Here is a 25,968-nt window from a genome sequence, read left to right on the forward strand (position 1 = left end):
CACGTGAAACAATAATCTAATCATTGTAATAATAAGGTTTGTGTTCCACGTGAAACATAACGTTAACATCACCATTCCTTTTCTACTGTTCCACGTGGAACAGAGCAATTTTTTCATCTTCTTTAGTACGCATTAAAAGCTCTTCTACTTCTCCTTTATCTTTGTAACCACAGTAATGCAATATACCGTGAACTAAAACCCGCTTCAATTCTTCGTCAAAAGAAACCTTAAAATCAGCAGCGTTGTCTTTCACTCTTTCGACAGAAATAAAAATATCTCCGCTAATTTCATTTCCCATTGTATAATCAAAACTAATGACATCAGTTAATGTGTCGTGATTTAAATATTCTAGATTTATCTTGTGTAGGTATTCGTCATCGCAGAAAATATAGTTTATCTCCCCTTCTTTCTTCTTTTCTGAAATAATAACAGCAGATAACCAAGATGCAATATTCTCTTCACTGTCTAAAATAAAATCGGTTTCGTAATTAAAATTGATCATTTTTTATTAAAATATTCTTGAACCTTTTGATTAAAATTCGAGCGCAAAGGTAAGGATTGTCTATTTAATATTTCTATGCTATTCAAATAATCTAATAAACCTGATGGCAGTGCATTAGATTGATTGTTGAACTCCTTTCTGTTAGTTTCAGATTGACGTTTATTTTCCTCACCTTGTTGCTGCACGGCCGAATTTAATTTTAATAACTCTTGCTTGATATTAAGGATCTTTTGAAGTGTTTCATTTTTGAAACCCTTATTTAATAATTGCTTTTCAATTTGCTTCATTTGTTCCAAAGCACTTTGTCCATTTCCTCCCAGTCCGTGTTTGTCTAATTCCTTTTGCAACGCCTCGCGCAGTTGCTTCTGCTCCTTGTAAATTTCTAGAATCGCTTGCGCATCACCTTCTCCTCCTTCACCCTCTTGACTTCCACCGCCAGACTTTTCTTGTTTGCCTTTTGATCCTTTTTCACCTTCGCCCGGCTTTTGCCCTTTCATTCCTTCTTTCATCTTATCACCCAATCCTTCTTGCTTTTTTATAATATCAGGCAATTGCATACCCTGTCCCTTTCCCGGTCTTGGCTTGCCAGAAGACATTCCTGACATTTGCATTTGCATATTATTAAGCATGTCACTAAGAAAATCTGCTAGTTTATTTGCAGCCGCAATAGTGTATTGCTGGTGCGATACCCCTTTTGGTACTTGAGCATCGGCTAAGGTGCTCAACGCTCTTTCAATGTTATATGTCACATTACCAATTTCCTTGGTTATATCCTCAGCTATTTTAGGATTGCGCAATGACATCGCAAATAAACTGTCGTCCACATGTTTGAACTGCTGCTTTAAATCCTGTTGTACTTTGATGTTTTTATTAAACGCCGGCGATCCAGATTTATACTTTTTAAACTGTTTCATTAAATCCTCTTGTGACAATGAAAAAGCCAATAAGTTATCCAGTATTTGTCGCATCATCGCCACATCCTCCTCTAACTGTTCCATCTCTCCGCCCTCCATACTTTCAGCCATCTTCTGCGACATCTCTTTCATCTTTTTCGCTGCGCTTTTTTGATTGGGTTTCGCCTGTTCCTTTTTGCCACTCTTCAATTGATCAGCAGCTTTCTTTAAATCATTCTTAATGCTCTCTTTTTTGTCCGCATCATTAGGTATTTCTAATGGGGATTTCAATTCTTTATTTTCCTTCTCTAAATCATTTAAATCTTTCTGAATGTTATCAAACTCAGTATTGATGTCATCTTGTTTATCACCTTTGTTTTCCTTTTCATTACCAGCTAATTTCTCTTGCTTTTCTGCCAGTTTATTTAATTTGTCACTTATTTGCTCTGCCTTCTTTTCCACATAAAACCGCTTTGTTAACTCTACTAACTGCTCTAAATTCTTCGTTTGGTTTTTACTATTTTGTTTGAATTTTTCTAACTTGGTCAACAACTCTTCATTTTGAATTTTATTGTTAAGCTCTTTCAATTCGTCTAAAAGCTTTTGGTTTTTCTCCAACTCCTTTTCAGCTTTATCCATACGTTTTTGCAGCTCTTCCTTCAATTCGTCTTTCTTATCAGTTTTAAATTGCTCCAAATTATCATTCATCTTTTTGGTGAATTCCTTCATCATTTCCTCTTGCTTCATTTGACGATTGATAAAATCGTTCACTTTTTGTTGATCCTTGAAATCTAAGTTTTCTTTTTCCTTACCATTTTTTTGAAGTTTCTCTATTTCAGAAATTTGTTTGTCTTGGTTTTTTAAAGACTTTTCTAAACTATTAATGTTTTCATTTTGCTGTAGCAAAATTTGATCTTCCTTTTCATCTTGAGTAGCAACACGATTTGTGAAAACAGTGGATTTGCTTCTTTTGAAATTATGAATGGCATCATTGTCAAAAACTTCAAAATAATAATCATAGGATACCCCCTGTATAACTGGGAGATCACTAGGAAACGAAAACACAAATTGATCAAATGCAGCTTTTTTAACGGCAATTGTTCCACGTTTAGCCGCTTGTGGCTTCTCTCTTTCGTAATAGACAACCTGAACTTTAGACAACCCATAATCATCAGCAACTTGACCAACTACATAATTCTTTGCAACGTTCAAGCTATCTGGCGGATTGTTTACACTAATTGTAGGAAACTGATCCTTAACAATAGTAAGCTGGTAATTCAATTTTTCGTGGTTTTTTACCTTATCATTTGAAGTAAGAATTTGATATTCTGTGTCTTGCAGTATACTTTTTGATAAGAAAAAATTATTTTCGACTTTCGAAAAAGCAACTTTTGACCGTTCATCCTGCCACATAACATTCTGAGTCGCTTGAGTACTCATTTTCCACGTCACGCTGGTGCCTTCTGGAATAACTGCATTTCCTGTTCCTTTTATACTTTCTTGCTTTTTATTCAAATACGATGGAAAATTCAATTTCATTTCAAAATTTGCAATAGTCGGAACGTTAATCACTTTCAACTCATACTCAGGCGAAGTGATCGCATTCCCCTCCACGTGGAACAAAATATTTCCTGCTGGTTTAACAATCTTAAATTGAAACTCCCCAGCCTTAGCAGATTCCATGAAATAACTTTCGTCGTCAATAAATATTAAGGCATTCTCCGGAACTATTTTACCTTCGGTTTTAATTCGTAGTATAAAGTCCTTCCCTTGTTCGGTTTGTAGATCCGTATTCAAAACCACAAATTTAAAGGGAGCTGGTGGCAAAAACGCAGAATTGAAATTCACAACCCTATTCAAACTTTGAGAAATTATACTGCTATTTCCAGACACAAAAAAAAATGCCAACAATAGCATTGGAATTACTGCCAAAGGATAATATTTTTTATTAACGTTATAGTTTATCGCATTTGCAAAAGGGATTGGCTGCAAAGCATTGGCTTTTTGTTCAATGGATGCAACTAATAATTCTGATTTAATTTGTTGGTTATTTGAATTTGCTAATTGTAAAAAGTTGGTAAGTTTATCACTCACTTCGGCAAAGTGACTTCCTATAATGGTCGAAGCTTGACTATATTCAAGACCTTTTTTTAGCTTGAAAAGTTTAAATAGTGGAAACAATATAAAACGAGACAACAAATAAACTTCTACCCCAACAAAAGTCCAAAATAAAATTGTTCTGCCCATTGGCTTGAGCCAAAGAAGATATTCAACAAAAAGCGTCAACAGAAAATACAACAATCCTAAACCAATAAAGAACATCGTTCCCCGTATCAATTCGTTGATATAAAACTTTCTAATGAAAGCCTCTAATTTTTGATAAATAAGTTGTTGATTTTCCAACATTTTTAAATCTTTTTAATAACCACTAAATGTAGTAATTTATATTAATTGCAACTTGTTAAATAAATGTTGTTATTATTTATGTTTATAATTACAAAACGTTTTGCTAATTTTATGCAAAAACACTGACTATGAAATATTTATTCGCTTACAGCATTCCTGTTATTGGTATAATAGGAATATACTTTGGAGGCTTCTGGACTTACTCAGCTTTACTGTTTGCCTTTGTAATGATTCCACTATTAGAATTAGTATTGCCTACCGATGAAAAAAATTATGATACCGAAACCATCTCAAGACGCTTACACAATATACTTTTTGATGTTTTACTGTTACTAAACGTGCCTATAGTGTATGGAGCGATATTATTTAGTTTGTTTAGAACTACCCAATATCAACTACCCATCTATGAAATAATTGGAATGACGCTAAGCTTGGGAATTATATTGGGCGCAAATGGGATAAATGTTGCCCATGAATTAGGCCACCGAAAAACAATGTTTGAAAAAGTTATGGGTAAAATTCTTTTGATTCCAAGTCATTATACTCATTTTTTTATAGAACACAACCACGGCCACCATTTGCATGTTTCTACTCCAGAGGATCCATCAACGGCTAAATATAATCAGAATCTATATTCATTTTGGTTTCAAACCGTAACTGGAACCTATTTCAAAGCATGGCAAATTCAAAAAAAATTAAATAAAATAGACAATCGATCTTTGTTTTCATTAAAAAATGATATGTTTTGGTTCACACTAATTCAAGTGGGTTATCTAATTACTATTTATTATTTCTTCGGCTTTGGAGGATTACTATTCGCCATATTTTCAGGCATCGTGGGATTTCTACTTTTGGAAACAATAAATTACATTGAGCATTATGGCTTAAAAAGAAATCAACTTGCCTCAGGCAGATATGAACGTGTGACCGAAAAACATTCTTGGAATTCAAATCATGTGTTAGGTCGCATTGTATTATACGAACTTACTAGACACAGCGATCACCACTTTAAAAATCAAAAAAAATATCAAATTCTAGAATACCATGACGTGTCACCACAAATGCCTTATGGGTATCCTACGTCAATGGTTTTATCGTTCTTTCCACCACTTTGGTTTGCTGTGATGAATAAACGAATACCAGCAAATATGAAGTAATCTATAAAAATAAAATTATATTTGCCAAAAATCAACAATAATGTCTAAACAAGTTCGGGTGCGTTTTGCACCAAGTCCAACTGGACCTTTACATATTGGCGGCGTTCGTACCGCTTTATTCAATTATTTGTTTGCCAAAAAAAATAATGGCGTTTTCTTCCTTCGAATAGAAGATACAGATCAAAACCGTTTTGTTCCTGGAGCCGAAGCATACATCATGGAAGCACTCGAATGGCTAGGCATTGCGCCAGATGAGACCATTGGCAAAAACGAAAAATATGGTCCTTATCGTCAGAGCGATAGAAAAGATTTATACCAAAAATACGCTGTAGAATTAATCAATTCCGGCAATGCCTATTATGCTTTTGATACCACTGACGATCTAGATGCAGCAAGAAAATTAGAAGAAGAGCAAGGAAAAACCTTTATTTACAATCATACTAACAGAGAAAAACTTGATACTTCGTTAGTAATTTCCGCAGATGAAACTGCAAAACGAATTGCTAATAGTGAACATTACGTGATCCGATTTAAAACTCCAGTTAATGAAACATTGCATTTGCATGACATCATTCGTGGAGATGTGAAATTTGAAACAAATCTCTTAGATGACAAAGTATTGTTTAAAAGTGACGGAATGCCAACGTACCATTTAGCGAATATTGTGGATGATCATTTGATGGAAACGTCACATGTAATTCGTGGCGAAGAATGGCTGCCATCAATGCCATTGCATGCTCTATTGTACCGCGCCTTTGGTTGGGAAGCACCAAAATTTGCACACTTACCATTGATTATGAAGCCTGTTGGTAACGGTAAATTATCTAAGCGCGATGGTGATAAAATGGGATTTCCTGTTTTTCCATTGGAATGGACAGATGCTTCTAGCATGACAAAGTCGTCGGGATACAGAGAAAAAGGATTCTTCCCAGAAGCAGTTATTAACTTCTTAGCTTTATTAGGCTGGAATGATGCCACCGAAAAAGAAATATTTTCACTAGAAGAACTAGTGGAAGCATTTGATTTGGATAGAGTACATAAATCAGGCGCAAAATTTGATCCTGATAAAAACAAGTGGCTCAATCACCAATATTTGATAAAACAAGAAGACGTTACTTTGGCGAAAGCCTTCGCTCCTATTTTGGCTGAAAAAAACCTCTCGACTGCGCTCGACATGACAGATGAAAAACTTACAAAAGTAGTTTCACTTATCAAAGAACGCGCTAATTTTGTTTCGGATTTTTGGGATATCAGCGATTTCTTTTTTGTAGCTCCAACAGCTTATGACGAGAAAGCAAGTAAAAACTGGAAAGCAGAAACACCAGCTTTGATGCAGGAATTAATTACGGTACTTGAAAAAATAACTGATTTTACTTCGATGAATATCGAAACAATTGTCAAAGACTGGATGACAAAAAATGAAATTGGAATGGGTAAAGTAATGCAACCATTTCGTTTAAGTATAGTGGGCGCACCTAGAGGTCCTCACCTATTTGATATTGTGGAAGTTATTGGAAAACAAGAAACGATTACCAGAATTCAAAAAGCGATAAATACACTTTAATAATTGAAAGTCCTGAAATATCAGGACTTTTTTTATTTCCAGTCCTAAAAAAATCTTGTCAACATGGCTACAGCTTCTGCCCCTATCATAAACAAGCAACAAAGTTATATACAATTAATAGTTTTTGATTAAAAAGTTACCATTACAATCGCTAATTTAAATCAATAACGATTTCCACAAATGATATCTTTATCTTAATATTTTATAGTGTTAGAAAAAAAGCACAACTTTTATTGTAAATTGTGGGTTAATTTAAATTTAAAAATAAGCGATATGAACATTACATTAATTATCCTCTTCGTACTAGGATTTTTTATTTTACTCTCTTCCTTTTTTACAGTGCGGCAACAAACTGCTGTTGTTGTTGAGAGATTTGGAAAATTCTTGAGTATTAGACAATCAGGTTTGCACCTCAAAATTCCACTTATTGATCGAATTGCTGGAAGAGTAAACCTAAAAATTCAACAGTTAGACGTCATAATCGAAACAAAAACTAAAGACAATGTTTTTGTGAAACTGAAAGTTTCTGTACAATTTATGGTGATAAGAGAAACAGTTTACGATGCTTTTTACAAATTAGAATATCCACACGATCAAATAACCTCTTATGTATTTGATGTAGTGCGAGCCGAAGTTCCAAAACTAAAACTCGATGATGTTTTTGAAAGAAAAGATGATATTGCCATTGCTGTCAAAAGAGAATTGAATGAAGCCATGACCACCTACGGGTACACAATCATAAACACGTTAGTAACGGATATTGACCCTGATATCCAAGTGAAAAACGCGATGAATAGAATCAATGCAGCTGATAGAGAGAAAACAGTAGCTGGATTTGAAGCGGAAGCCACCCGAATTAGAATTGTTGCCAAAGCAGAAGCAGAAGCCGAAAGCAAGCGTTTGCAAGGCCAAGGTATTGCAAACCAAAGAAGAGAAATTGCCAAAGGTTTAGTAGAAAGTGTTGATGTTTTAAACAGAGTTGGAATTAACTCGCAAGAAGCATCAGCATTAATTGTTGTAACACAACATTACGATACACTTCAGGCAATTGGCGCTGACGCTAATTCTAATTTAATTTTATTGCCTAATTCACCACAAGCAGGAAGTGATATGCTAAATAACATGATTGCTTCATTCAGTGCTTCGAATCAGGTAGGTGAATTAATGAAAAAGAAAAACGGAAAAGAACGTCGAAAGAGAGAATCTGACTACGAAATACCAGAATCTCCAGAAAACCCTGATATCGAATAATTACCATCAATTTAAACTAAAAAAGAGGCTTAACCGCCTCTTTTTCTGTTTTTAAACCAAGTTTTTACCGCTGGGAATATTTTATTAATAACGAATGGAATTGCCGTTGAAACAATTGATCCATAAGGAATTGCCGAACTGTACTTGCTTATTAAATCAGTAACAATATTTTGTGGAACTAGATTGTCTTTCGTTTTTTTAACGCCAAAGATTAATTTTTCATAACTAATCTCTTTTTCAATTTTCAACATTTCAAGATCTCTGTCAATTTGGCTATACGAAGTATATATTCTATTTGTCATATCTTAATCATTAAAAAATATTTCTGAAAACTTCTTTAGTATTGGACCTTCCACGATTTTATCTTTTAATAAAATTAAAATTCCTGTTACAATAAGATAAAATCCGCCTACTGCTAAAAATCCTAAAGGATAACTTCTAAAAGCTGTACCGATTGCCAAAGCACCCGCTACAGAACAAAAAAGTAGGACCATCGCACAACTAAATAAAATCAATGAATATTTGACTATCATAGTTGTTGATTTCATCGCAACTTTGAATCCACGTAATTTATAATACGCTGCTGAACTTTCTACATAAGACTTAAGGTGTTCTTGAATATTTTCAGTGTTTTCTTTTAATTCTTCAAAAGCCATAGATTTATTTTTAAAAATATCTTTTAGTAATTATCAATATTATTTTTGGTGTTGTGCGTTTTGCTTTTTCAAGTTAGCTAGTTTTTCTTCTAAGAACGAAATGACATCTTCAGTCTTGTAACTTGCATTTGAGACCATATCTTTGTAAGATTCTTCTAGGTCAACTGCGGTAGTTATTAATTTATCACCCAGTTGAGATAATATAGAATCAAACTTATGATTCAAATCGTTTTTTCCATCGGCAAAACCATCTTTGACATCTTTTCTAGTTTTTGAGCCTTTATCTGGTGCATATAAAATTCCCAACCCTGCTCCAATTGCAATTCCTGCCAAAACGGCTAATAAAGTATTTCCAGTATTATTCGACATAATTTTATAATTTTAAGTTGATTTAATAAATCTACAACATTATTAACAATCTAGAGTTAACAACTCGTTAAAGTCCAAAACATCGCGATTAAAATTGTTTTAAAGCACGTATTTTAACGTAAATTTAGCTTTAATGAAAGAGGATGGAAATATTAAAATGACGTCTTAATTCTGTCTATTTAACGTCGATTACCATAGAAATTATATATTAAAATACCGCATTTTATAGATAATTACAATAATAAGAAAAGCCCTCTAAAGAGAGAGCTTATCATTAGTAAAAACAATAGTTCAAATCTTAACTTAAATTTTAAGATCATTTAATAATTTATAAACCTTTTCATTTTTTTCATTCATTTTTAATTCTGTTAGCTGCGTTTTAAAAAGAGCAAAATTATCCACATCATTTTGCAAATTTTCAATCGTTAACAGCCGTACTGCGGCTAACTGACTTTTTAACGACATCGAATATAATTTAGTTAATGAATCCTCGTCAATGTCATTTACAGTAATTTTATCTGAATGAAGTATTATCAAATTAGAAAATAATAAAGCATTATTGTCATTCTTTATGTTTTTAACTATCGTTTGCGTTAACAAACTATAATTATCAATACTTTTTATGTTTCCAATAATTGTGTTTAAAATTGAAACGACATTATCTTCATCCTTTTCCTTTACATATTTATTGATTTCTTTTTGGGTATTCATCAACAAATTTTCTTCCTTTTTACCTTTTTCTTCCCAAGCATCTTTTAATCCAACAGTTTTATTGAACACAATTTTTTCTGAAGAAGAATCAAAATCTACATTAAAGTAACCCAAACGTTGAAATTGAAATTTTTCTCCTGCTTGGACATTAGCCAAACTTGGTTCTACAAATCCTTTAATAATTTCTAAAGAATCAGGATTTACAAAATCTAAAAAACTTTTCTCTTTATGACTATCTGGCGCTTCATCACTAAATAAACGATCATAAAGTCGAACTTCCACTTCCAGCGCATGTTGAACACAAACCCAGTGCAAGGTTCCAGCTACTTTACGTTGGCTGGCATCACTCCCACTCCCACTTTTGCTATCTACGTCATACGTTACATGTATTTCACTAATATTTCCAGCAGCATCTTTTACAACACTTTCCCCTTTAATAATGTAAGCATTTTTTAATCGGACTTCACGACCTATACTTAATCGAAAAAATTTTGACGGAGCTTCTTCTAAAAAGTCTTCCCTTTCAATATATAATTCTTTTGAAAAAGGAACTTTTCTAAAGCCTGCACTAAAATCTTCTTGATTGTTTTCAGCTTCTAACCATTCTTCTGTATCTTCTGGATAATTAGTAATAATTAATTTAACTGGATCTAAAACCGCCATAACTCTTGGAGCAGTTTTATTTAAATCTTCACGCAAACAAAATTCTAAAAGCGAATAATCAATTACATTTTCTCTTTTGGCAACACCAATAATATCACAGAATTTCCGAATAGATGCCGCAGTGTAGCCTCTTCTTCTTAGTCCAGAAATCGTAGGCATTCTTGGATCGTCCCATCCATTTACGATATTTTCTTGCACTAATTGTAACAGTTTTCGCTTGCTCATTACAGTGTAATTAAGGTTCAAACGAGCAAATTCATATTGATGCGGTCTAACCTTATCGTGATCGTAAATTTGGTCTAAAAACCAATTGTATAATTCGCGGTGCATAACAAACTCTAACGTACAGATCGAGTGCGAAATTTGCTCTACATAATCACTCTCGCCATGCGCGTAATCATACATAGGATATATATTCCAGTCGTTCCCCGTTCTATGATGATGACGGTGTAATATTCGGTACATTAGCGGATCACGCATCAACATATTAGTCGATTTCATGTCAATTTTAGCTCGCAAAACATGACTACCTTCCGGATAATCGCCATTTTTCATTGCGTCAAACAGCTTTAAATTCTCTTCTACAGATCGATTTCTATAAGGACCATCAACTCCCGGTTGTGTTGGTGAACCTTTTTGAATTGCTATATCTTCAGAAGATTGACTGTCAACATACGCTTTACTATTTTTTATCATCGCAACCGCCCAATCGTACAATTGTTGAAAATAATCAGACGAATACAATTCCTCGTTCCACTTAAATCCCAACCATCTCAAATCCTCCTTAATTGCATCTACATATTCTTGTTCCTCTTTGGCTGGATTTGTATCATCAAAACGAAGATTCACTGGAGCATTGTATTTAAGACCCAAACCAAAATTTAAGCAAATAGACTTAGCATGACCTATGTGTAAATAACCATTTGGTTCTGGCGGAAATCGAAAACGCAATTTATCCTTTGGAAAACCATTAGTTAAACTTTCCTCAATGATTTGTTCGATAAAATGAAGGGATTTTTCTTCGGTTGACATAATTTTTATTAATTTTAGCAAAGATAAAAAATAGAACATAGAAAATAGAAAATGGGAATTATAAAGCTAAAAAATATTAGAACTTACTCGTATCACGGTTGTCTAATCGAAGAAGGAAAAATTGGCTCTGACTATATTGTAAACTTAGAGGTTAAAACTGACTTAAGAAAATCAAGTATTTCAGATAGTTTAAAAGACACTGTAGATTATGTACTTCTAAATCAAATTGTAGTGGATGAAATGGCTATTCGCGCTGATTTGTTAGAGCATGTAGCACATCGAATTCTCACAAGAATTTTTGATGAAATCCCTGAAATATCAAGAATCATTGTTGGAGTTTCAAAGCTAAACCCTCCTATAGGCGGTGATGTTGAAGCAGTTACTATTGAAATGGAAGAGTACAGGAGTTAAAGCCACCTGTCCTCCGAACGGGGACTAAAGATAACAAAAATGAAACTTTATAATAATACATATCCTTCGTTTTTAAATACTTATAATGAGCTAATACTATTTTTAGAATTTTAAAATTTTAAAATTTTTTAAACTTAAAATTATTAAGTACATTTGCAGACCAATAAATAATTGGCGTCGTGGCCGAGCGGCTAGGCTGGGCTCTGCAAAAGCTCCTACTCCGGTTCGAATCCGGACGATGCCTCCAAGAGATACAGAAATGTATCTCTTTTTTTATGTCTAATTTTTAAAAAAATTAATTAAAGATAGTATTCGAATCCAGACGATGCCTCCAAGAGATACAGAAATGTATCTCTTTTTTTATGTCTAATTTTTAAAAAAATTAATTAAAGATAGTGTTCGAATCCGGACGATGCCTCCAAGAGATACAGAAATGTATCTCTTTTTTTATGTCTAATTTTTAAAAAAATTAATTAAAGATAGTGTTCGAATCCAGACGATGCCTCCAAGAGATACAGAAATGTATCTCTTTTTTTATGTCTAATTTTTAAGAAAAATTAATTAAAGATAGTGTTCGAATCCAGACGATGCCTCCAAGAGATACAGAAATGTATCTCTTTTTTTTATGTCTAATTTTTTAAAAAAATTAATTAAAGATAGTGTTCGAATCCAGACGATGCCTCCAAGAGATACAGAAATGTATCTCTTTTTTTTATGTCTAATTTTTTAAGAAAAATTAATTAAAGATAGTGTTCGAATCCAGACGATGCTTCCAAGAGATACAGAAATGTATCGCTTTTTTTATGTCTAATTTTTTAAAAAAATTAATTAAAGATAGTGTTCGAATCCAGACGATGCCTCTAAAGAGCTACAGAGATGTATCTCTTTTTTTTATGTCTAATTTTTAAGAAAAATTAATTAAAAATAGTGTTCGAATCCAGACGATGCCTCTAAAGAGATACAGAAATGTATCTCTTTTTTTTATGTCTAATTTTTAAGTATGCAGTTTGTCACGCTGGAAGCGTCTCAATTATGATGCTCAAATTTGTCGAGACGCTTCCTACGTGGCAATTGGAATGGATTTACCTTGTCTTTTTGGTACAGTCTCAATAGAAATGATCACAATTATTGAGACGCTTCCAGCGTGACAATTGAAGTGGCTTTAGCTTATAATTATGAAATATCGCAAAAGAGTTGCTCAATATTGTTGAGACGCTTCCAGCGTGACAATTTGCGCAGATTAAGGTATCAGCGATAGAGAATTACATTGAAAGACGTTGGTTAGGAGTTAATTAATTAATTTTTAGCCTTCTTAATTCAAACTAATGGCAATTACTGAGAATTAGGTTGATCTGGCTATTAAATACATCCAAAAAAAACCCAACCCTTATAAAAAATTATATAAAATAATTTTTCAGTATTCAGTTTGTCACGCTGGAAGCGTCTCAATTATGGTGCTCAATTTTTTCGAGACGCTTCCTACGTGGCAATTTGAGTGGATTTAACTTGTCTTTTTGGTAACGTCTCAATATGTAATGCTCAAAATTGTTGAGACGCTTCCAGCGTGACAATTGGAGTGGCTTTAGCTTATCTTTTTGGTAATGTCTCAATAGAAATGCTCACAATTGTTGAGACGCTTCCAGCGTGGCAATTAGAGTGGCTTTAACTTGTAATTGTGAAATGTCGCAAAAGAGTTGCTCGCAATTGTTGAGACGCTTCCAGCGTGACAATTGGAGTGGATTTAGCTTATAATGATTTAATTTATTTCTAACCTTCTTAATTCAAATTAATGGTAATTACTGAGAACTAATTTGATCTGGCTGCTAAATACACACAAAAAAAACCTAATCCTTATGAAAAATTATATATAATAATTTTTCAGTATTCAGTTTGTCACGCTAAAAGCGTCTCTAATATATTGCTCAATTTTGTTGAGACGCTTCCAGGATGACAATTGGAGTTGATTTAACTTGTCTTTTTAGTAATTCTCAATGGAAATGCTGACAATTGTTGAGACGCTTCCAGCGAGACAATTGGAATAGTTTTACTTTGTCTTTTCAGTAATTGTAAATGGAATTGTTGACAATTGTTGAGACGCTTCCAGCGTGACTATTAGAGTGGCTTTAGCTTATAATTAATAAATTTATTTCTAACCTTCTTAATTCAAAATAATGGTAATTACTGAGAATTAATTTGATCTGGCTACTAAATACACACAAAAAAAACCTAATCCTTATGAAAAATTATATAAAATAATTTTTCAGTATTCAGTTTGTCACGCTGGAAGTGTCTCTATTATGTTGTTAAATTTTGTCGAGACGCTTCCTACGTGGCAGTTGGAGTGGATTTACCTTGTCTTTTTGGTAATAACTCAATAGAAATACCCACATTTTTTGAGACGCTTCCAGCGTGACAATTGGAGTGGCTTTAGCTTATAATTATGAAATGTCGCAAAAGAGTTGCTCACAATTGTTGAGACGCTTCCAGCGTGACAATTGGAGTGGCTTTAGCTTATAATTAATAAATTTATTTCTAACCTTCTTAATTCAAAATAATTGTAATTACTGAGAATTAGGTTGATATGGCTGCTAAATACACACAAAAAAAACCTAACCCTTATAAAAAATTATATAAAATAATTTTTCAATATTCAGTTTGTCACGCTGGAAGCGTCTCTACTATATTGCTCAATTTTTTTGGGACGCTTCCAGCGTGACAATTGGAGTGGATTTAACTTTTAATTTTCAAATGCCTCAATAACAATGCTCAAAAATGTTGAGAAGCTTCCAGCGTAACAATTGGAGTGGATTTACCTTGTCTTTTTGGTAATGTCTCAATAGAAATGCTCACCATTGTTGAGACGATTCCAACGTGACAATTGGAGTGGCTTTAGCTTGTAATTGTGAAATGTCGCAAAAGAGTTGCTCACGATTGGTGAGACGCTTCCAGCGTAACAATTGGAATGGTTTTACTTTGTCTTTTCAGTAATTGTAAATGGAATTGTTGACAATTGTTGAGACGCTTCCTACGTGACAATTAGAGTGGATTTAGCTTATAATGATTTAATTTATTTCTAACCTTCTTAATTCAAAATAATGGTAATTACTGAGAACTAATTTGATCTGGCTGCTAAATACACACAAAAAAAACCTAATCATTATGAAAAATTATATATAATAATTTTTCAGTATTCAGTTTGTCACGCTGGAAGCGTCTCTAATATATTGCTCAAAATTGTTGAGACGCTTTCAGCGTGACAAATCAAACCGCTTTACCTTGTCTTTGTGATAATGTCTCAATAGAAATGCTCAAAATTGTTGAGACACTTCCAGCGTGACAATTGGAGTGGCTTTAGCTTGTAATTGTGAAATGTCGCAAAAGAGTTGCTCACGATTGGTGAGACGCTTCCATTGTGACAAATGGGGTGAATTTACCTTGTCTTTTTGGTAAAGTTTCAATAGAAATGCTCACAATTGTTGAGACGCTTCCTACGTGGCAATTGGAATGGATTTACTTTACCTTTTTGGTAATAACTTAATAGAAATGCTCACAATTGTTGAGACGCTTCCTATTTGGCAATTGGAGTGGATTTACCTTGTCTTTTTGGTACAGTCTCAATAGAAATGCTCACAATTGTTGAGACGCTTCCAGCGTGACAATTGGAATGGATTTACTTTGTCTTTTTAGTAATTCTCAATGGAATTGTTGACAATTGTTGACACGCTTCCATTGTGACAAATGGGGTGAATTTACCTTGTCTTTTTGGTAATGTCTCAATAGAAATGCTCAAAATTGTTGAGACGCTTCCAGCGTGACAATGCCCGTAGGTTGATGCACTAGCGATAGAGAATTACATTGAAAGAAGTTGGTTAGGAGTTAATTAATATAATTCTAACCTTCTTAATTCAAACTAATGGTAATTACTGAGAATTAGGTTGATATGGCTATTAAATACATCCAAAAAAACCCTATCCCTTATAAAAAATTATATAAAATAATTTTTCAGTATTCATTTTGTCACGCTGGAAGCGTCTCTAATATATTGCTCAATTTTGTTGAGACGTTTCTAGCGTGACAATTGGAGTGGTTTTAGCTTGTCTTTTTGGTAATGTCTCAATGTAAAATGCTCAAAATTGTTGAGAAGCTTCCAGCGTAACAATTGGAGTGGAATTACCTTGTCTTTTTGGTAATGTCTCAATAGAAATGCTCACAATTGTTGAGACGCTTCCAGTGTGACAATTGGAGTGGCTTTAGCTTGTAATTGTAAAATGTCGCAAAAGAGTTGCTCACAATTGGTGAGACGCTTCCAGCGTGACAATTGGAGTAGCTTTGGTTATTTTAGAAGTGTTTCAATAAAATTGCTCGAAATTGTTGAGACGCTTCCAACGTGACAAATGGAGTAACCTGATCTAAATGTATTAGCAATTACTAAACTTTTATTAATTTCCTCGTTTATCAATCTTTTCTAAAGCATGTTTTACCATTTCTTTTTCTTTGGGAAACCAACCTTGTGTCATAAGAACAGTTCCAAAAATCATTAAAATAATACTTACCCCTTTTTTGATCTTTAAAATATTAACAGGTGTTAACTTATTTTTTAACTGCTTAGCTAAAAGAATTTTGATACAATCCACAATTAAATATGATAAAATTATTGCAGTAAAAAAAATAATCATTCTGGAGGTTTGCATCTCTAATTTAGGTCCTACAGAAATAATCACTGCCAACCAAAAACCTAGAACTCCAATATTTATAATATTTAAAAAAAAACCTTTTACAAATAAACTAGCATAATCTTTCTTGATGATTTCTTTATCAATGATATCTGTATTTACTTTTTCTTCTTTTTTAAGTTTTATAAAAGAGATTATTCCATAAACAAGCATTAGTAAACCACCAAAAATAAAAAGAGCAGGCTTATCTTTTAGACTTTGAATCAATCTGAAACTTCCTAAATAAGCAATTCCAATAAAAATAATATCACCTAAGATTACGCCTAAATCAAATACCAATGCTGCTCTAAACCCTTTTATAATACTAGTTTCGAGCAAAATAAAAAATACAGGGCCTATCATAAAACTTAAAAAGATTCCCCAAGGAATACCTGCTAAAATATCATTTATCATTAAAAACTAAATTAATTACTCTAAAATAAATGGTAAAATACTAATTTTTTTCTAAAATCGTCCCACCAATAAAAACATCCTTGTTGATTTGTTTTGGTTTACCATAGATAAAAATAGAACCTCCAGCTTTTACTTTGGCATCAACTAATGTATTAGCGCGAATCTCAGATTGTCCCCCTGCAGAAACGCTAATAGATGTTTGAGCCGTATCTAAATCTTTTGCATTTAAAATTCCACCAGATGTAATTGTCACATTTTGATTAGCGGCCTTCCCTGATATATTTACAATTCCTCCAGCATTTGCTTTAATATTAACTTTATCAACATTTATTTCCAAATCAATTTCTCCTCCGCTTGTAGCATTTAATTCTAAACTAGTTTGTTTGAAATTGATCTCACTTGAAACGTAACTTCCTTCGCTAACTGAAATACTTTCAATTCTTTTAAAGTATAATTTTACTACGATCTCATCACCAGATAAAAGTTTAGGAAACGGCATTCTGATTTTTAACTCACCATTTTTATTAACGGTTTGCATTTCCTCAGCGCGCAATCCTTTTATTTCAATTTTGTTCTCTGTTGACGGAATTAACTTTACATTAATCTTATCAAAGACCTTAACTTCATCAAAATCTCCTAAGTTTCTAGTTACTTGCCCAATTGTAATTTGGCTTAAAAATACACATGCAATAATCGCTACTCTTTTCATCCTTTTTTATTTTACTAGTTCGTCGCTTCTTCTTAAAAAATTAAAATCTAACTGTTTTTTAACTAAATCAGCATTTTTAACTTTAACGTAAATTTCATCTCCTAATTGTAATAATTTACCTGAAGTTGCTCCTGTTAATGCATATTGTTTTTCGTCAAAGGTGTAATAATCATCCTTGATATCTCTAATTCTGCACATTCCTTCACATTTGTTCTCGATAATTTCTACATAAATTCCCCATTCAGTTACACCAGAAATAACTCCTAAAAATTCCTGATCTTGATGATCTTGCATGTATTTCACTTGCATGTATTTTATAGAATCTCTTTCAGCATGAGTAGCTAAACCTTCCATTGTAGAGGAATGCAAACATTTAGTTTCATACGTTTCTTCATCAGCTGACTTTCCTCCGTCAAGATAATATTGTAACAAACGGTGCACCATTACATCAGGATAACGACGAATAGGTGACGTAAAATGGGAATAATAATCAAAAGCTAAACCATAATGTCCTATATTAGCTGTCGAATATTTAGCTTTACTCATACTTCTAATTGCTAAAGTATCAATTAGATTTTGTTCTTTTTTACCATTTACCTCTTCCATCAAAGCATTCAATGATTTAGAAATATCCCCTTTATTACGAAAATCAATTTTATATCCAAACTTAGCAATTACGGTTTGCATGGCTATTAATTTATCTTCGTTTGGTTCATCATGAATTCTGTAGATAAAAGTTTTCTTTTGTTTGCCAATATATTCTGCCACTTTCCTATTGGCCAAAAGCATAAATTCTTCAATTAAGTGATTGGCATCTTTAGAAACTTTGAAATAAACGCCTTGAGGTTCACCTGCTTCATCTAAGTTGAATTTCACTTCTACTTTATCAAAAGTTATAGCTCCTTCAGCCATTCTCTTTTTTCTAAGAATCTTAGCTAATTCATCCATTTTAAGCGTCGCTGCAACTATTTCTGCAGAAACTTGATATGCAGCTCCAGTTATGGAAGTTTCCACTGGAATTGTATCATTTTTCGTTTCAATAACGTACTGTGCTTCTTCGTAAGCAAAACGTTGATCAGAATATATTACAGTTCTTCCAAACCATTGATTCATCACTTGAGCATTTTCATTAATTTCAAAGATTGCCGAAAAAGTGTATTTTTCTTCATTTGGACGCAATGAACAAGCAAAATTAGATAGGACTTCTGGTAACATAGGCACTACTCTATCTACTAAGTAAACCGAAGTTGCGCGCTGATAGGCTTCGTCATCTAAAATTGTTCCTTCCTGCAAATAATACGAAACATCGGCAATGTGGATTCCAATTTCGTAATTCCCATTTTCTAATTGTTTAAAAGAAAGTGCATCATCAAAATCTTTAGCATCTTTTGGATCAATAGTGAATGTCAAAGTATCACGCATATCGCGACGTTTTGCAATTTCACTTTCCGATATTGAAGTATCAATTTTTTGTGCAAAGGTTTCTACTTCAATTGGAAATTCTGACGGTAAACCGTACTCCGCAAGAATTGCATGAATTTCAGTGTCGTGCTCTCCAGGTTTTCCTAAAACTCTAATAACTGACCCAAAAGGACTATCGGCTCTTGCTGGCCAATCTTCGATATGAACTAAAACTACATCGCCTTGTTCTGCTTCGCCAATTTTATCTTTTGGAATAAAAATATCGGTGTACATTTTGGGATTGGCAGTTGAAACAAAAGCAAAATTAGCTTGAATATCAATTACCCCTACGAAATCAGTTTTATGCCTTTCGATAACTTCTATTACTTCGCCTTCGGGTTTTTTTCCGTTTCTACGACTGTAAACATATACTTTAACGATATCTTTATCTAAAGCGTGATTTAAATTATTAGATGGAATAAAAACATCTTCTTCAAGTTCAGTAGAAACAAAATAAGCTGTTTTACGACCTGTCATATCTATTTTACCTTCGTAATAATCTTTGCTTACTGCTTTTATTAAATACTTCCCAGGTTCTGATTCTATAATTATGTTTTGAGATGCTAAAATCTTCAAATCTTTGATAATTTGATTTCTACTTTCGGTATCATCAAGTTCTAGCTTTGCTCCTATTTGTTTGTAATTGAATGCTTTGTTAGCACTCTGCGATAATATTTTTACTATTTTTTCAGAGAAATCTTTTCCCTTTTTTACCGGCTTTCTTAATCTTTTACTCATAAAAATTTTCTTAAAAGTCTAAAATTACAAAATACTAAACTGTTATCGTTATTGACTAAGCAGTTTTAAATAAAATATAACTTTACTGAATAATTGTATCTTTATAAAAACAATAAAAAATGGAGGAATTTCAAACCATAGCAATTTACAATTATTCACACGAAATTGTCGTTATCAAACATTTGCTTGAGCAAGAAGAAATTCGATATTTTTTTGAAAATGAAACTTTGGTTTCCATTGATCCATTTGCAAGTTTTGCTTACGGTGGAATCAAACTTAAAATTCATTTGAACGATTTTGAAAAAGTTCAAGCATTGCTGGATCATTTGAATAACAAATTAAAAATTGTTTAATTAACTGCCAATCAGAAAAATTAATTTTTTCAAAGTTGTCAACATATATTAAAATAAACAAAAAGAAAATTTAAATTTAAAATCTTTCTTGGTTGTTATGATAGCGTGTTAATAGTTACAATAAATTTATTTCAAAATGTATTAAAATTAAGTTTAAACATGTTATTGGGAGTTATTAACACACTTATAATTAGATAAAGCTTTAGTTTTTAAGTCTTTTTACATTTTAATTAACAATCGTTGATAACATATAGAATACCGATTTTGTAAATAACTTAGCCTGTCGTTTTTTGTTGATAAATAACTTTCTGATAGTGATAACTATTATAGAAATAAGACAAACTAAATTAGGATTTTAAAAGTGGGTTTTGGATTAGTTATTTTTTTAATACAACCGTAAAATAGTTTTTACTTTCTATTTCAAGTTATCAACACTCAATGTTAATTTAAAGTTAACTGAATATCAAGTAATTGCGTTTTACTATTAACAATGTAGATATTTAACATTTTTGTTATCAAATAGTAATTGATTTGCAGGTTATTATGCATCACAAGAAATATTTATAACCCGCAATCTAATGGTACAATGGTAGTTGCAGTAGTGTAATGATTATTGGTTTATTTTCTTTATTTTTTCTAAATAAAAACTTTGGTAAGTTCAAATATATCGTGAAACTTAAATACTTTGAGTAAATTTGCAACACACCACTTAATTTACCTTTTATGAAAATCTCTATAGGAAACGATCACGCTGCACCCGATTATAAAAAGGCAATTGTTGAAATGCTTGTCGCAAAAGGACATCAGGTAATTAATTACGGATCAGATTCTACTGATAGTGTTGATTACCCTGATTTTGGTCATCCAGTTGCAACTGATGTTTCTGACGGTAAAGCTGATTTTGGAATTATCATTTGCGGCAGCGGAAACGGAATTGCAATGACGGCTAATAAACATCAAAAAGTACGCGCCGCTTTATGTTGGATGAAAGAAATTGCAATTTTAGCGCGCCAACATAATGACGCCAATATAATAAGTATTCCTGCTCGATATACTTCAATTCAACAAGCAGTAGAAATGGTGGACGCTTTTTTAAATACTGAATTTGAGGGCGGAAGACATCAAAATAGAGTAAATAAAATTTCTTGTTAAATAAATTATTTAATTTACAGAAAACAATTCGTTACGATGACGCCAGATTTCTTGCAATTTAATAGTTTACCATTTCCAATTATCTATATTAATGTGAATTCAGTCAACGTATTGACTGAATTAATGTAAATTTAGTCAACGCACTGACTGAATTAACGTTTTTTATGTATATTTGATTATATTATCAAATACAAAAAACATGAGTAATTATTTAAAAAGAGCAATCGCTAACGAATTTAACCATAAATTACTTCCAAATAAAGTGTTGATTTTATTAGGTGCAAGACGTGTTGGAAAAACGGAGTTGATAAATAATTATCTTCAAAATATTCCTATTGGAAGCTTCTTAAAATTAAATGGTGAAGATATAAATGACGCTAGTTTACTCAAAGAACGTTCTGTTATAAATTATCAAAGATTACTCTCGAATATTGATTTATTAGTAATAGATGAAGCACAAATTATTCCTGACATAGGATTAATTTTAAAACTAATTGTAGATTCAATTCCCGGTATAAAAGTTATTGCAACCGGCTCTTCTGTTTTTGATTTAAATAATAATTTAGGGGAACCATTAGTGGGTAGAAAAAACACTTTGTATCTTTTTCCATTGGCTCAAATAGAGTTTGCTCCCTATGAAAACTACAAGCAAACCGCCGAAAATTTAGAACAACGTTTACTTTTTGGTGGTTATCCGGAATTAGAGCAATATACAGATTGGGAAGATAAAAAAGAATATTTATATGAAATAATCAATTCTTATCTACTAAAGGATATTTTGATTTATGATGGCATAAAGCATTCTAATAAAATATATGATTTGTTGCGATTGATAGCATATCAGCTTGGAAAAGAGATTTCGTTACAAGAGCTAGCAACGCAATTGCAAATGTCTAAAAACACAGTAACAAACTATTTAGACTTACTTTCAAAAGTATTTATTATTTTTAAAGTAGAAGGTTTTAGTAGAAATTTACGTAAGGAAATAGTAAAATCGAGTCGATGGTATTTTTATGATAATGGTATTCGCAATGGCATCATCAGTAACTTTAATCGGTTGGATTCCAGAACTGATGTTGGCGATTTATGGGAAAATTATTTAGCATCTGAAAGGGTAAAAAAACAAAATTATCAAAAAATAAAAGTTAAAAATTATTTTTGGAGAACCTATGATCAGCAAGAATTGGATTGGTTAGAAGAAATAGGCGATTATTTGCATGGTTTTGAATTCAAATGGAACGAAAAGAGAAAAGCTAAAATACCAGCTGCTTTCGCAAAAGCATATCCTGATGCGATGTTTGACGTAATAAATAAGAGTAACTATTTAGATTTTATTCTGTAATTTCACAATGCTATTTAATATTCAACAAATTAAAAAAATGATCAAATGAAGAAATTTCTAAAAATGATTGTTGGCCAAATCCTTATTGTAATCATGCCAAAAAAAGCAGCAGCGTTAAGTGGTGAAGGGATGACAATAGATATGGGTCTTACAACGAGAGATCGTCTAATTCGTTACGCTATTTTGGAAAAAGCAAAAAAAAAGAAAGATTTTGAAACATTATCAAACTTGCATCAAGATTACTGGGTTAACAAAGGAGAGGAATATTTTTCAAGTGGATTTAATAGCAATGTGCTTGAAAATTTTTTCATACCTAAATGTTCTTTCTTATTGGATTTATTGCAAGAACAATTGAAATTAGATTCAGGACAATATAATACATTGGTTGAAATAGGTACTGGCGATGGGACAATATTGGAGCATTTGAGCACGAAGTTTCCACAAATAAATAAATTTGTTGGAATAGATTTGAGTGTTGTTCAGATAGAGGCAAATAAAAAAGTTTTTGCCAAAAATAGCAATCTAGACTTTGTCGCTTCGGATGGTTTTGAATGGATTAAAAAGAATGGACACGATCATATGATAATTGTTACTTCCAGAGGTGTTTTAGAATATTTTACCCAATCTAAGTTGCAAGCACTCTTTGATGAATTGAACAAAAAAAGAAAAATAATTTTTTTAGCAATCGAGCCTACAGGAGTCAATCATGATTTTTTAAAAAATCCGGATTCGGAAATTTACGGTATCGAAAATTCATTTTCACACAATTATGCGCAAGTATTTAAAAACTCAGATTTCATTTTATGGCATCATTCTAAAGAACTTTATTCAAATAGTGAATGCTGTATGAATTTTATTGGGGCAAAAAACTAAATCACACTTAGATCTTAAAAATATTAATATAGAAATTCTCCAGCAATGTTGCCTTTCAAACCTTAGTTTTTAAAAGGGTTGCATAAATATAACCAACTTATTAAAATTTGGAAAAAAACAATGCCATAAAACTTTATTAAATAACTATTTTTTGCTGTTTTATGTCTAAAAAATATCATTCCTAAACCAGAGCCAATTGTTCCCCCAATCAATATTAAGACCAAAAGTGTTTTCTCTGAAACGCGATTTTTATAATTTTTAGCAAGATATTTATCGTAGCCTATTGACAAAAAGCTGATTGTGTTTAAAAATAGAAACAGATAGAATAAAACAATCATTTAACTCAATTTAGTCTTCAAAGATATTATTTTCGCGCTGTGATTTTAAAATTTAATATTAACTATCAAATAACGTTTATCAAAAATGACCAACCTGCAATTCATATCAAAATTCGTTGCCACCGCTGATATAAACATTCAAAATACTGTTCAATTATTAACCGACGATTGCACAATTCCCTTCATTTCTCGTTACCGAAAAGACAAAACGGGAAATCTTGATGAGGTGCAAATAGAAAGTATAGCCAAATTCCAAAAGGAATATGAGATAATTGTCAAAAGGAAAGAGTCAATCTTAAAATCTATTTCAGAGCAAAATGCGTTAAGTCCAGATTTAAAATCGAAGATTGAAAATAGTTTTGATTTACAAGAAATGGAAGATTTGTATTTGCCATTCAAAAAGAAGAAAAAAACAAGAGCTGATGTAGCTCGTGAAAATGGATTAGAACCTTTGGCAAAAATCATCATGGCTCAAGGGAATGAAGATGTGGATTTTATTTCTACAAAATATCTGAACGAGAAATTTAGTAATGAGGAATCAGCTCTGCAAGGCGCAAGAGACATAGTAGCCGAATGGATCAACGAAAATATCTATGTTCGGAAACAATTGCGAAGATTGTATCAAAGAAAAGCCAGCATAACTACTAAGGTGGTAAAAACTAAAAAAGACGATGAAAACGCTCAAAAATTCAATCAGTATTTTGATTGGTCAGAGCCGTTGAGCAAAACACCATCACATCGTTTATTAGCCATGCTGCGAGCTGAAAATGAAGGTTTTGTTAAAATGAAAATTGAAGTGGACACTGACGAAGCATATGATTTAATTGACGAAATAATTTTAAAAAAGCAAAGCAATTCTACTTCACACATGCAACTTGCTATTGAAGACAGTTTTAAACGACTTTTAAATCCTGCAATTTCAAACGAAAGTTTACAGGAAGCGAAAGTAAAGGCTGATGCCAATTCTATTCAGGTTTTTGCTAATAATTTGAGTCAGTTATTATTGGCGCCACCACTGGGCGAAAAGCGAATTCTTGCTATTGATCCTGGATTTAGAAGTGGTTGTAAAATAGTTTGTTTAGATGAAAAAGGCGATTTATTGTACAACGAAACGATTTATCCGCACGCGTTGCAGTCCCGAATTAACTCGGGAGAGGAAGCAATGGCGATGAAAAAAATACGTTCAATGGTAAACTCGTATAAAATTGACGCGATTTCGATAGGAAACGGAACTGCTTCGCGCGAAACCGAATTTTTTATTAAGAAAATTGCTTTTGACAAGCCGGTTCAAGTTTTTATTGTTAGTGAAGCTGGTGCTTCGGTTTACTCAGCTTCTAAAATTGCTAGAGACGAATTTCCTAATTATGATGTGACCGTTCGCGGTTCAATATCTATTGGAAGGCGACTGTCTGACCCTTTAGCGGAATTGGTGAAAATTGATCCAAAAGCCATCGGCGTAGGCCAATACCAACATGATGTAGATCAACACAAGTTGAAAGAGGAATTGGACACAACGGTTATTCGTTGCGTAAATTCGGTGGGAATAAATATTAATACGGCGAGCAAACATTTACTGAGTTATGTGAGTGGAATAGGAGAGAAGTTGGCAGAAAACATTGTGCAATATCGTTCTGAAAACGGACCATTTACAGATCGAAAACAACTTAAAAAAGTACCGCGATTAGGCGAAAAAGCATATCAGCAAGGGGTTGCTTTTATCAGAATTTCGAACGCTAAAAACCCATTGGATAATTCAGCGGTGCATCCAGAGGCTTATGGAATTGTTGAAAAAATGGCCAAAGATTTAAAGTTGACAGTAAATGATTTAATTGCTAATAAAGAAAAAACAGCACTAATTAAACCAGAAAATTATGTTACTCCTGAAATAGGTTTATTAACCTTAAAAGATATTATAAAAGAGCTTGAAAAACCAGGGTTGGATCCAAGAAAATCAGTTAAAGTATTTGAATTTGATCCAAATGTAAAATCGATAAAGGACGTAAAATCGGGAATGATTTTGCCTGGAATTGTAAATAATATTACAAACTTTGGCTGCTTTGTTGACATCGGCGTTAAAGAAAGCGGCTTGGTTCATATCTCACAACTCAAAGCAGGTTTTGTAAGCGATGTAAATGAAGTAGTGAAATTGCACCAACATGTTCAGGTAAAAGTAACTGAAGTGGATGAGGAAAGAAAGCGAATTCAGTTGACAATGGTGATCTAAAAGTACAATAAAGTCCCGATTTTCTCGGGACTTCCTA

The 25,968-nt window shown here is 32.5% G+C and carries 19 protein-coding genes and 1 tRNA gene; 10 read left to right on the plus strand and 10 right to left on the minus strand.

All coding sequences use genetic code 11. From position 1 onward, the window contains the following. Nucleotides 1–82: 82 nt before the first annotated feature. Together ybeY and BUB42_RS09100 are read right to left on the minus strand one after the other, a co-directional pair. Nucleotides 83–502, minus strand: coding sequence for an rRNA maturation RNase YbeY (gene ybeY / locus BUB42_RS09095; RefSeq protein WP_073019402.1), 420 nt, complete (start codon nucleotides 500–502; stop codon nucleotides 83–85). Further along, a complete protein-coding gene (locus BUB42_RS09100) occupies nucleotides 499–3,798 on the minus strand; it encodes a DUF4175 family protein (protein WP_396177777.1) in 3,300 nt (1,099 codons plus the stop codon). The genes ybeY and BUB42_RS09100 overlap by 4 nt, the downstream gene beginning before the upstream one ends. Before the next feature lie 131 nt (nucleotides 3,799–3,929). Between BUB42_RS09100 and BUB42_RS09105 the strand changes: the two genes are divergently transcribed. The 3 genes from BUB42_RS09105 (at nucleotide 3,930) to BUB42_RS09115 (ending at nucleotide 7,773) form a co-directional block, all read left to right on the plus strand. Then, nucleotides 3,930–4,958, plus strand: a complete 1,029-nt coding sequence (locus BUB42_RS09105) for an alkane 1-monooxygenase (RefSeq protein ID WP_073019406.1) — start codon at nucleotides 3,930–3,932, stop codon at nucleotides 4,956–4,958. A 40-nt stretch (nucleotides 4,959–4,998) separates the two neighbouring features. Beyond that, nucleotides 4,999–6,522 (plus strand): glutamate--tRNA ligase, encoded by a 1,524-nt coding sequence (gene gltX / locus BUB42_RS09110; protein ID WP_073019408.1) that lies wholly within the window; start codon nucleotides 4,999–5,001, stop codon nucleotides 6,520–6,522. 273 nt (nucleotides 6,523–6,795) lie between these two features. Continuing rightward, a complete protein-coding gene (locus BUB42_RS09115) occupies nucleotides 6,796–7,773 on the plus strand; it encodes an SPFH domain-containing protein (protein WP_073019536.1) in 978 nt (325 codons plus the stop codon). A 29-nt stretch (nucleotides 7,774–7,802) separates the two neighbouring features. Here the strand turns inward: BUB42_RS09115 and BUB42_RS09120 are convergent, their stop codons facing one another. The 4 genes from BUB42_RS09120 to BUB42_RS09135 all read right to left on the minus strand — a co-directional run bounded on the left by BUB42_RS09120 (nucleotide 7,803) and on the right by BUB42_RS09135 (nucleotide 11,204). Then, nucleotides 7,803–8,075: a DUF6327 family protein gene (locus BUB42_RS09120; RefSeq protein ID WP_073019409.1), complete on the minus strand. Its 273-nt coding sequence runs from the start codon at nucleotides 8,073–8,075 to the stop codon at nucleotides 7,803–7,805. Between the two features lie 3 nt (nucleotides 8,076–8,078). Next, nucleotides 8,079–8,429 (minus strand): competence protein, encoded by a 351-nt coding sequence (locus BUB42_RS09125; protein WP_073019411.1) that lies wholly within the window; start codon nucleotides 8,427–8,429, stop codon nucleotides 8,079–8,081. Between the two features lie 39 nt (nucleotides 8,430–8,468). Next, nucleotides 8,469–8,798 (minus strand): YtxH domain-containing protein, encoded by a 330-nt coding sequence (locus BUB42_RS09130; protein ID WP_073019413.1) that lies wholly within the window; start codon nucleotides 8,796–8,798, stop codon nucleotides 8,469–8,471. A 303-nt stretch (nucleotides 8,799–9,101) separates the two neighbouring features. Then, a complete protein-coding gene (locus BUB42_RS09135) occupies nucleotides 9,102–11,204 on the minus strand; it encodes a glutamine--tRNA ligase/YqeY domain fusion protein (protein ID WP_073019414.1) in 2,103 nt (700 codons plus the stop codon). A 51-nt stretch (nucleotides 11,205–11,255) separates the two neighbouring features. Here BUB42_RS09135 and folB point away from each other — a divergent pair, with 51 nt between their 5' ends. Both folB and BUB42_RS09145 read left to right on the plus strand, forming a co-directional pair. Continuing rightward, nucleotides 11,256–11,615: a dihydroneopterin aldolase gene (gene folB / locus BUB42_RS09140; RefSeq protein WP_073019416.1), complete on the plus strand. Its 360-nt coding sequence runs from the start codon at nucleotides 11,256–11,258 to the stop codon at nucleotides 11,613–11,615. A gap of 173 nt (nucleotides 11,616–11,788) precedes the next feature. Further along, a tRNA-Cys gene (locus tag BUB42_RS09145) sits at nucleotides 11,789–11,862 on the plus strand. A 4,192-nt stretch (nucleotides 11,863–16,054) separates the two neighbouring features. Here the strand turns inward: BUB42_RS09145 and BUB42_RS09150 are convergent. Genes BUB42_RS09150 through rnr form a run of 3 tightly spaced genes read right to left on the minus strand, consistent with a single transcriptional unit; the run spans nucleotide 16,055 to nucleotide 19,649 of the window. Then, nucleotides 16,055–16,741 (minus strand): LysE family translocator, encoded by a 687-nt coding sequence (locus BUB42_RS09150; protein ID WP_073019418.1) that lies wholly within the window; start codon nucleotides 16,739–16,741, stop codon nucleotides 16,055–16,057. A gap of 40 nt (nucleotides 16,742–16,781) precedes the next feature. After that, on the minus strand, nucleotides 16,782–17,450 hold the full coding sequence (locus BUB42_RS09155; protein WP_073019420.1) for a head GIN domain-containing protein: 669 nt from the start codon (nucleotides 17,448–17,450) through the stop codon (nucleotides 16,782–16,784). Between the two features lie 6 nt (nucleotides 17,451–17,456). Further along, nucleotides 17,457–19,649 (minus strand): ribonuclease R, encoded by a 2,193-nt coding sequence (rnr, locus tag BUB42_RS09160; protein WP_073019421.1) that lies wholly within the window; start codon nucleotides 19,647–19,649, stop codon nucleotides 17,457–17,459. 119 nt (nucleotides 19,650–19,768) lie between these two features. Between rnr and BUB42_RS09165 the strand changes: the two genes are divergently transcribed. The 4 genes from BUB42_RS09165 (at nucleotide 19,769) to BUB42_RS09180 (ending at nucleotide 23,369) form a co-directional block, all read left to right on the plus strand. Continuing rightward, nucleotides 19,769–20,002 (plus strand): hypothetical protein, encoded by a 234-nt coding sequence (locus tag BUB42_RS09165; protein WP_073019423.1) that lies wholly within the window; start codon nucleotides 19,769–19,771, stop codon nucleotides 20,000–20,002. A 723-nt stretch (nucleotides 20,003–20,725) separates the two neighbouring features. After that, nucleotides 20,726–21,154: a ribose 5-phosphate isomerase B gene (gene rpiB, locus BUB42_RS09170; RefSeq protein WP_073019425.1), complete on the plus strand. Its 429-nt coding sequence runs from the start codon at nucleotides 20,726–20,728 to the stop codon at nucleotides 21,152–21,154. A 199-nt stretch (nucleotides 21,155–21,353) separates the two neighbouring features. Continuing rightward, complete coding sequence (locus BUB42_RS09175; RefSeq protein ID WP_073019435.1) at nucleotides 21,354–22,496, plus strand: ATP-binding protein; 1,143 nt, start codon at nucleotides 21,354–21,356, stop codon at nucleotides 22,494–22,496. 45 nt (nucleotides 22,497–22,541) lie between these two features. Continuing rightward, nucleotides 22,542–23,369, plus strand: coding sequence for a class I SAM-dependent methyltransferase (locus BUB42_RS09180; protein WP_073019437.1), 828 nt, complete (start codon nucleotides 22,542–22,544; stop codon nucleotides 23,367–23,369). A 62-nt stretch (nucleotides 23,370–23,431) separates the two neighbouring features. On the opposite strand, the gene BUB42_RS09185 is transcribed toward BUB42_RS09180, so the two are convergent. After that, a complete protein-coding gene (locus BUB42_RS09185) occupies nucleotides 23,432–23,707 on the minus strand; it encodes a DUF1294 domain-containing protein (RefSeq protein ID WP_073019439.1) in 276 nt (91 codons plus the stop codon). Nucleotides 23,708–23,792: 85 nt separating this feature from the next. Between BUB42_RS09185 and BUB42_RS09190 the strand changes: the two genes are divergently transcribed. Further along, complete coding sequence (locus BUB42_RS09190) at nucleotides 23,793–25,931, plus strand: Tex family protein (RefSeq protein ID WP_073019440.1); 2,139 nt, start codon at nucleotides 23,793–23,795, stop codon at nucleotides 25,929–25,931. Nucleotides 25,932–25,968: the final 37 nt, after the last annotated feature.

Source organism: Flavobacterium micromati, assembly GCF_900129585.1.
GTDB classification, from domain to species: Bacteria; Bacteroidota; Bacteroidia; order Flavobacteriales; family Flavobacteriaceae; genus Flavobacterium; species Flavobacterium micromati.

Coding starts and splice junctions, on each gene's coding strand:
- BUB42_RS09150 (WP_073019418.1), bottom strand. CDS start 16,741: ATGATAAATGATATTTTAGCAGGTATTCCTTGGGGAATCTTTTTAAGT.
- BUB42_RS09125 (WP_073019411.1), bottom strand. CDS start 8,429: ATGGCTTTTGAAGAATTAAAAGAAAACACTGAAAATATTCAAGAACAC.
- BUB42_RS09115 (WP_073019536.1), top strand. CDS start 6,796: ATGAACATTACATTAATTATCCTCTTCGTACTAGGATTTTTTATTTTA.
- BUB42_RS09105 (WP_073019406.1), top strand. CDS start 3,930: ATGAAATATTTATTCGCTTACAGCATTCCTGTTATTGGTATAATAGGA.
- BUB42_RS09175 (WP_073019435.1), top strand. CDS start 21,354: ATGAGTAATTATTTAAAAAGAGCAATCGCTAACGAATTTAACCATAAA.
- BUB42_RS09185 (WP_073019439.1), bottom strand. CDS start 23,707: ATGATTGTTTTATTCTATCTGTTTCTATTTTTAAACACAATCAGCTTT.
- folB (WP_073019416.1), top strand. CDS start 11,256: ATGGGAATTATAAAGCTAAAAAATATTAGAACTTACTCGTATCACGGT.
- rnr (WP_073019421.1), bottom strand. CDS start 19,649: ATGAGTAAAAGATTAAGAAAGCCGGTAAAAAAGGGAAAAGATTTCTCT.
- BUB42_RS09190 (WP_073019440.1), top strand. CDS start 23,793: ATGACCAACCTGCAATTCATATCAAAATTCGTTGCCACCGCTGATATA.
- gltX (WP_073019408.1), top strand. CDS start 4,999: ATGTCTAAACAAGTTCGGGTGCGTTTTGCACCAAGTCCAACTGGACCT.
- BUB42_RS09180 (WP_073019437.1), top strand. CDS start 22,542: ATGAAGAAATTTCTAAAAATGATTGTTGGCCAAATCCTTATTGTAATC.
- BUB42_RS09135 (WP_073019414.1), bottom strand. CDS start 11,204: ATGTCAACCGAAGAAAAATCCCTTCATTTTATCGAACAAATCATTGAG.
- BUB42_RS09165 (WP_073019423.1), top strand. CDS start 19,769: ATGGAGGAATTTCAAACCATAGCAATTTACAATTATTCACACGAAATT.
- rpiB (WP_073019425.1), top strand. CDS start 20,726: ATGAAAATCTCTATAGGAAACGATCACGCTGCACCCGATTATAAAAAG.
- ybeY (WP_073019402.1), bottom strand. CDS start 502: ATGATCAATTTTAATTACGAAACCGATTTTATTTTAGACAGTGAAGAG.
- BUB42_RS09130 (WP_073019413.1), bottom strand. CDS start 8,798: ATGTCGAATAATACTGGAAATACTTTATTAGCCGTTTTGGCAGGAATT.
- BUB42_RS09155 (WP_073019420.1), bottom strand. CDS start 17,450: ATGAAAAGAGTAGCGATTATTGCATGTGTATTTTTAAGCCAAATTACA.
- BUB42_RS09120 (WP_073019409.1), bottom strand. CDS start 8,075: ATGACAAATAGAATATATACTTCGTATAGCCAAATTGACAGAGATCTT.